At 54.5% G+C, this 6,189-nt stretch carries 6 protein-coding genes and 1 pseudogene; all 7 read left to right on the top strand.

Annotated elements, in window-relative coordinates:
• A pseudogene (locus PPL9_RS18135) lies at nucleotides 1-371 on the top strand (branched-chain amino acid ABC transporter permease); the annotation flags it as partial.
• Nucleotides 368-1,645, top strand: coding sequence for a branched-chain amino acid ABC transporter permease (locus tag PPL9_RS18130; protein ID WP_057464011.1), 1,278 nt, complete (start codon nucleotides 368-370; stop codon nucleotides 1,643-1,645). The pseudogene PPL9_RS18135 and the gene PPL9_RS18130, both read left to right, overlap by 4 nt.
• Nucleotides 1,642-2,412, top strand: coding sequence for an ABC transporter ATP-binding protein (locus PPL9_RS18125; RefSeq protein WP_057464010.1), 771 nt, complete (start codon nucleotides 1,642-1,644; stop codon nucleotides 2,410-2,412). The genes PPL9_RS18130 and PPL9_RS18125 overlap by 4 nt, the downstream gene beginning before the upstream one ends.
• A gap of 20 nt (nucleotides 2,413-2,432) precedes the next feature.
• Complete coding sequence (locus tag PPL9_RS18120) at nucleotides 2,433-3,128, top strand: ABC transporter ATP-binding protein (protein ID WP_057464017.1); 696 nt, start codon at nucleotides 2,433-2,435, stop codon at nucleotides 3,126-3,128.
• 107 nt (nucleotides 3,129-3,235) lie between these two features.
• Entirely contained in the window at nucleotides 3,236-4,045 is an 810-nt protein-coding gene (locus tag PPL9_RS18115) for an IclR family transcriptional regulator (protein WP_057464009.1), read from the top strand.
• A 189-nt stretch (nucleotides 4,046-4,234) separates the two neighbouring features.
• Entirely contained in the window at nucleotides 4,235-5,431 is a 1,197-nt protein-coding gene (locus tag PPL9_RS18110) for an acyl-CoA dehydrogenase family protein (protein ID WP_057464008.1), read from the top strand.
• A gap of 9 nt (nucleotides 5,432-5,440) precedes the next feature.
• On the top strand, nucleotides 5,441-6,189 hold a 749-nt coding region (locus tag PPL9_RS18105; protein WP_057464007.1), incomplete at its 3' end, for an acyl-CoA dehydrogenase family protein.

The following is a 6,189-nucleotide window of genomic DNA, read 5'->3' as shown; positions in this document are numbered from 1 at the left end:
TCTTTATGCTGGTGTTTGCGGCAGGCTGTGCGCTGGCGGGTTTGGCCGGGGTGATTGGCGGCAACTATCTGGTGACCGAGCCGTCCATGGCGTTTTCAATCGGACCGATTGTCTTCGTGGTGGTTGTGGTTGGCGGTATGGGCAGTCTGGAAGGGGCGTTTATTGCTAGTTTGCTGATTGGCTTCCTTCAGACCTTTGCCATCTCAATCGATAGCAGTTTTGCGGAGATCTTTTCGTTTGCCGGATTGAGCGCTGATGGCGATATCGGGCGTATTACCATTGCGTCTTTGGCTCCCATGCTGCCATTCCTTCTTCTGGTGCTGATGTTGATGCTGCGTCCGCGTGGTTTGATGGGGGAGCGTGAGTTTTGACCGACTACAGTCTTGACCGGGCGCCTGATCTGGCACCGAGTGCGCGCTACAAATTTGCGACACGGGTTCTGCCGCTGTTGCTGCTTGCTCTGATCCTGTTGAGCATTCCGCTGTTTGAGCCGTCCAGAACGTGGCTGTCGCTGTTCAATGCGATTGGCATCAATATGGTTTTTGCTCTGTCCTACAACATGTTGCTGGGGCAGGCGGGGATGCTTTCGTTTGGCCATGCGGTCTACTTTGGCCTTGGTGGTTATGCGGCTATGCACGGGATGAATGCGATTGAGAACGCCAGTTATGATGGCGGCGTCTGGGCGGCCTTTCCCATGTTTGCCTTGCCACTGGTGGGGTTTGCGGGAGGAGCGCTAGCAGGCGCTGTGATTGGCTGGCCGTCCTGTCGGCGGGCGGGTGTGCCGTTTGCCATGATCTCGCTTGGCATTGCCGAGCTTGTTGCTGCTGCCGGTTTCATGTTTATCAGCGTCTTCGGTGGCGAGGAAGGTATCACTGGCGATCGCATGAATGGTGTTGAGCTGTTTGGGTTGTCTCTTGGGCCTTTGGGCGAAGTGTACTGGTTCATTGCGTTCTGGACCTTTTTAGGCACCGCGCTGATGTATGCCTTCACCAGAACACCGCTTGGCAAGTTGGCGCAGGCGGTGCGGGATAATCCAGAGCGGGTGCAGTTTGTGGGTTATAACCCCAACCGTGTGCGTTATTTGGTGTTCATCGCCGCTGGCGGTTTTGCAGGGCTGGCGGGCGGCATGTCTGCGGTGAACTATGAGATCTTTACGCCGGAAAGCCTGAGTGTAATCCCGTCAGGTCTGGTGTTGCTGATGGCGTTCATTGGCGGTGCGCGATATTTTGCGGGGCCTATTCTTGGGGCTGTGGTGCTGACTTATATGCAGTCCAACCTCTCAGACTATTCAGAGGCGTGGCTGCTTTATCTGGGATTGCTGTTTATCGGGATGATCCTGTTTGCACCGGGCGGTCTTGCTGGGCTGTTGCTGAGCGGGACTGCTGCCTTAAAGCATTCTTTGAGCAGCAAGGGGATGTTGCGCGCTGTGACGTTTGCGACTTCGGCCCTGCTGTCTGCAGCTGGTGTTATTGTGCTGGTTGAGTTGGCAGTGCGGTATTCCAATGGGTTTGGAGAGGTTTTTGAACCGTTTGGCTTCCATCTGGCGTCTGACCAGATGATGCCGTGGGCAGTTGGTTTGATACTTGCCGGTGTTGGCATGGGCTCGCTCAAAGTGCTTTCCAGACAGGGAGGTGCAGGCTCATGAACGCTCCAGCCTTACAGTTGACGGACCTTTGCAAAAGCTTTGGTCCGGCGAAAATTATCGAAGGGGTTTCGTTGGAGATTGCCCGGGGTGAGCGACACGCGATCATCGGCCCCAACGGGGCTGGCAAGTCCACCTTGTTCAACCTCATCTCTGGTCTGTTTCCACCAAGTTCAGGGAAGATCAGTCTGGGTGGACAGCAGATCGCTGGTCTTAAACCTCATCAGATCAATCGGCTTGGATTGTCTCGGAGTTTTCAGGTCTCCAACATTTTTACTAATATGTCGGTGCGTGAGAATGTGCGCTGCGGAGTATTGTGGTCGCTTGGATATGGGCACAGCTTTTGGCGGAACATTGGTAACCTGAAGGAGGTTCAGCGGAAGACTGCTGAAGTGCTGGAGAAGGTGGGGTTGACGGACAAGGCTGATGTGCCAGCTGTGCTGCTGACCTATGCGGACCAACGCACACTGGAGATTGCCATCACCATTGCAGGCGGGGCAGATGTAATCTTGCTGGATGAGCCAACAGCAGGCATGAGCCATTCTGAAACCGACAGGGCGATCAAGCTCATCGAGATGGCGACGGAAGGGAAGACGCTCTTGATCGTGGAGCATGACATGGGTGTTGTGTTCGGGCTTTCTGACCGAATTTCAGTGCTTGTTTATGGTGAGATCATCGCAACCGGAACGCCAGAGGAAATTCGCGGTAATGCGCGTGTGCGAGAAGCGTATCTGGGGGATGAGGCAGATTTTGCGGAGATGAGTGCATGAGCAGGGTTGCTGCAAGTGAAATGCTGAAAGTTCGCGATCTGCATGCTTTTTATGGCAAGAGCCATGTGCTGCGCGGCGTGAATATGGATGTGCCCAAGGGTAGTGTGACGGCGCTGCTGGGGCGCAATGGTGTCGGGCGTTCCACCACAGCTAAAGCGATTATGGGCGAGGTGGCGCCCAAAGGAGATATCTGGTTCAAGGGCGAGACTATCTCCGGCCTGCCGAGCCATAGCATTGCGTGCAAGGGGCTTGGGTATGTGCCGGAGAACCGGGATGTCTTCCCTTTGATGAGTGTGCGGGACAATTTACTTCTTGGCATCAAGAACATGCGCAAGTCGGGCAGGTGGAGCATTGAGCAGATGCTCGATATGTTTCCAAACCTCAAATCACGCGCTGATACGGCAGCTGGCGTACTTTCTGGCGGCGAAAAGCAGATGCTCACGATCTGCCGGACTCTGATGGGAGATCCTGATCTGATCATCATTGATGAACCGACCGAAGGGCTTGCGCCCAAAATTGTGACGCAGGTTGGGGAATTGATTGCGGAGATTGCGCGAGCCGGTGTTTCCATCTTGCTGGTGGAGCAGAAACTTTCCATCGCGCTGAAGATTGCCCAAGAGGTTTATGTTATGGGACATGGGGAGATTGTTTATCACGGGACACCAGAGGAGTTTCGAGTGCGGGATGATATCCGGCGGGAATGGCTGGAAGTGTGAGCGGTGTTTTTCTTGGAGAAGTGCTGCAGGATGCCTTGCTGGTGTTCTTTGAGTTGGATGATGTGTGTTAGGCAAGGGATGTACATGATTGGGGTGGGGTTTTAGCGTTGAGCGGACATGAAGAAAAAGACCGGCGGTTTGCGACAACGCTGGCGCGAGGGCTGCAGGTTTTACGGGCGTTCCGGGCTTCTGATGACGGGCTTGGCAACCAGGAAATCTCTCAGCGTACTGGCATTCCCAAATCCACTGTTTCCCGTTTGACCTTCACTCTGCAACAGCTTGGGTATCTCAGCCATGCGCGTCGTCATGACCGGTATCGGTTTGGCCCTGCTGCCCTGGCTTTGGGCAACATTGCCAGCGCTTCTGTATCTTTCATTGAAGCGGCAAATCCGATGATGCAACAGCTTGCTGATGAGACGGGTACGCTTGCTTTGCTGGCAGTGCTTGATGAAAACAAGATGCTGTTGACCAAGACGTGGCGCCCGCAAGGCGCTCCTGCCATCTGGTTGGAAGTGGGACACCGCATTCCGGTCACTGGGTCATCCTCTGGGTATGCTTATCTGGCCAGCGTAACGGACCATGAGTTTGCTCAGGTTTGCGAGCGTGTACAGGGACGAGATGAGAGCATTTCTGTTGAGACACTGGAGAGCGCAAGGGCTGCAGGGTACTCTCAGCTGTTGGCCCAAGGCTTTGTGATTGTTGATGAAGATAAGCGTTATGCTGAGAACATCAATGCGGTTTCAACTGGATTCCGGTCTCATGATTTTGGCGAGCCAGTTGCGATCAGCTGCGGGGCGACTCCAGACATGCTGAGCTATGATCGCATGCAAAATGAAGTTGGGCCGAAACTGCGGGACCGCGTGAAAGAGCTGGAACGGGCGCTGGGCTTGCCCTCGGTTCTGGTCAATCGCGGCTAAGCTTGTAGCGAGCGGAAAGATCTTATTATCGTGATCGCTGCTTGCTTTGAATTCTGCATATTGGAATTATGAATTACATATTGAAATAATCTGGATGCGCGATACTCTGATCTCATGATGGGGATGAGGTGGGCGATGCGTTCTGGAACCTCCCGACAGTTATGTCCAATGAAGCAGGGGGGGCGGCATATGGACTTGAACTATTCAGCTGATGAACTGACATTTCGTGATGAGGTGCGGTCGTTTTTAAACAAGGACCTTTCGCAGACGCTCTCGGAAAAGGTCAGATTGGGAAAGCGCCTTTCCAAGACGGATCATGAAGAGTGGCATGCCACGCTGAACAAGCAGGGATGGCTGGCGAACAACTGGCCGGTGGAGCATGGTGGGACTGGTTGGAATGCAGTCTACCGGCACATCTTTGAGGAAGAGCTTTGCCTTGCCCATGCGCCGCGGACGATCCCTTTCGGGCTTTCCATGCTGGCGCCAGTGCTTTTGAAGTTTGGCAGTCAGGCGCAGAAAGATCACTTTTTGCCGCGGATTTTGGATGGCACGGACTGGTGGTGTCAGGGCTATTCTGAACCGCAAGCGGGTTCTGATCTTGCCTCCCTGAAGACCCGTGCTGTGCGGGATGGGGACCACTATGTTGTCAACGGTCAGAAAACCTGGACTACACTGGGTCAGCATGCGGATTGGATTTTCTGTCTTGTGCGTACGGACACGGACGTGAAGCCTCAGGAAGGTATTTCGTTTCTCTTGATTGATATGAAGACACCGGGTGTCACTGTTCGGCCCATTACGCTGATTGACGGTGGGCAGGAAGTGAATGAGGTGTTTTTTGAGGATGTGAGGGTGCCGGTTGCCAACCTTGTTGGAGAGGAGAACAAGGGCTGGACCTATGCCAAGTATCTGCTGACCCATGAGCGTACCAATATTGCAGGCGTTGGCTTTTCGACGGCGGCTCTTGTTCATTTGAAGGAGATTTGTGCCAAGCAGATGTCTGGTGGCAGGCCACTGCTGGAGAACCCGTATTTTGCCGGAAGGGTTGCGCAGATTGAGATTGATCTGATGGCGATGGCGACAACGAACCTGCGCATGATCGCCAAAGCGGCGGCTGGGCAGGCGCCGGGAGCGGAGAGTTCCATGCTAAAGATCAAGGGCACGGAGATCCGACAGGCGATCAATGATCTGACACGGCGAGCGATTGGGCGCTACGCTATGCCGTTTGTGTCTGAGGCGATGGATAGTGGTGCGAACGTGCAAGGTGTTGGGCCGGAATATGCCGCCGCAGCGAGCCCGGGTTACTTCAACAACCGTAAGCTTTCTATCTTCGGTGGGTCCAATGAGATCCAGCGCAACATCATCAGTAAAGCTATTCTCGGCCTTTAGGAGCGTTCCATGGATTTCAATCATAGTGACGAACGGCGGATGCTTCAGGATACTCTGCATCGCTACCTTTCAGATAACTACGATGCCTCGCAACGGGCTAACTCTGTTGGGCATGCGCAGGGTTTTTCGGAGAAAATCTGGAGTGACTTTGCTGAACTAGGTGTGATTGGGGCGCTGTTTGCAGAAGAGCATGGGGGCTTTGGAGGCAGCGGTTTTGATATTGCGGTCGTGTTTGAGGAGTTGGGCCGGTTTGCCTGCGTGGAGCCTTTGATGGCCTCTGGCGTTATGTCTGGACGGTTGTTGAGCGAGCTTGGGACAGAGGAGCAGAAGGCGCTGATCGGGGATGTGATTGACGGCGAGCTTAAGATCGTTCCCGCATTGGAAGAGCCTCAGTCGCGTTATGATCTGGATGTTGTAGAGACAACTGCAAAGCGGGTAGAGGATGGCTATCGGCTCAATGGCACCAAGTCGGTGGTGATTGGTGGGCCAAGTGCAGACAAGCTGATTGTGAGCGCTCGTGGTGCCGATGGGCTGCAACTGTTCATGATAGATGCCGATGCTTCAGGCGTGGAGCGGTACTCCTATCCCAATCTGGACGGTTACCACGCCAGCGACATTGCTCTGGTGAATGTAGCCTTGCCTGCTTCAGCTTGTTTGGGGGCTTCGGAGGCTGTCCTTTCTGCTCTGGAGGCAGCACGCGCTACTGGCGTGATCGCGCTGTGTGCTGAGGCCATTGGGGCGATGGAAGCGGCGAAGGA

Origin of the sequence: Pseudovibrio sp. POLY-S9 (assembly GCF_001431305.1) — a bacterium.
Taxonomy (GTDB): domain Bacteria; phylum Pseudomonadota; class Alphaproteobacteria; order Rhizobiales; family Stappiaceae; genus Pseudovibrio.
Note: the sequence above shows the minus strand (reverse complement) of the source record. Positions and strands in the feature narration are given on the sequence as shown.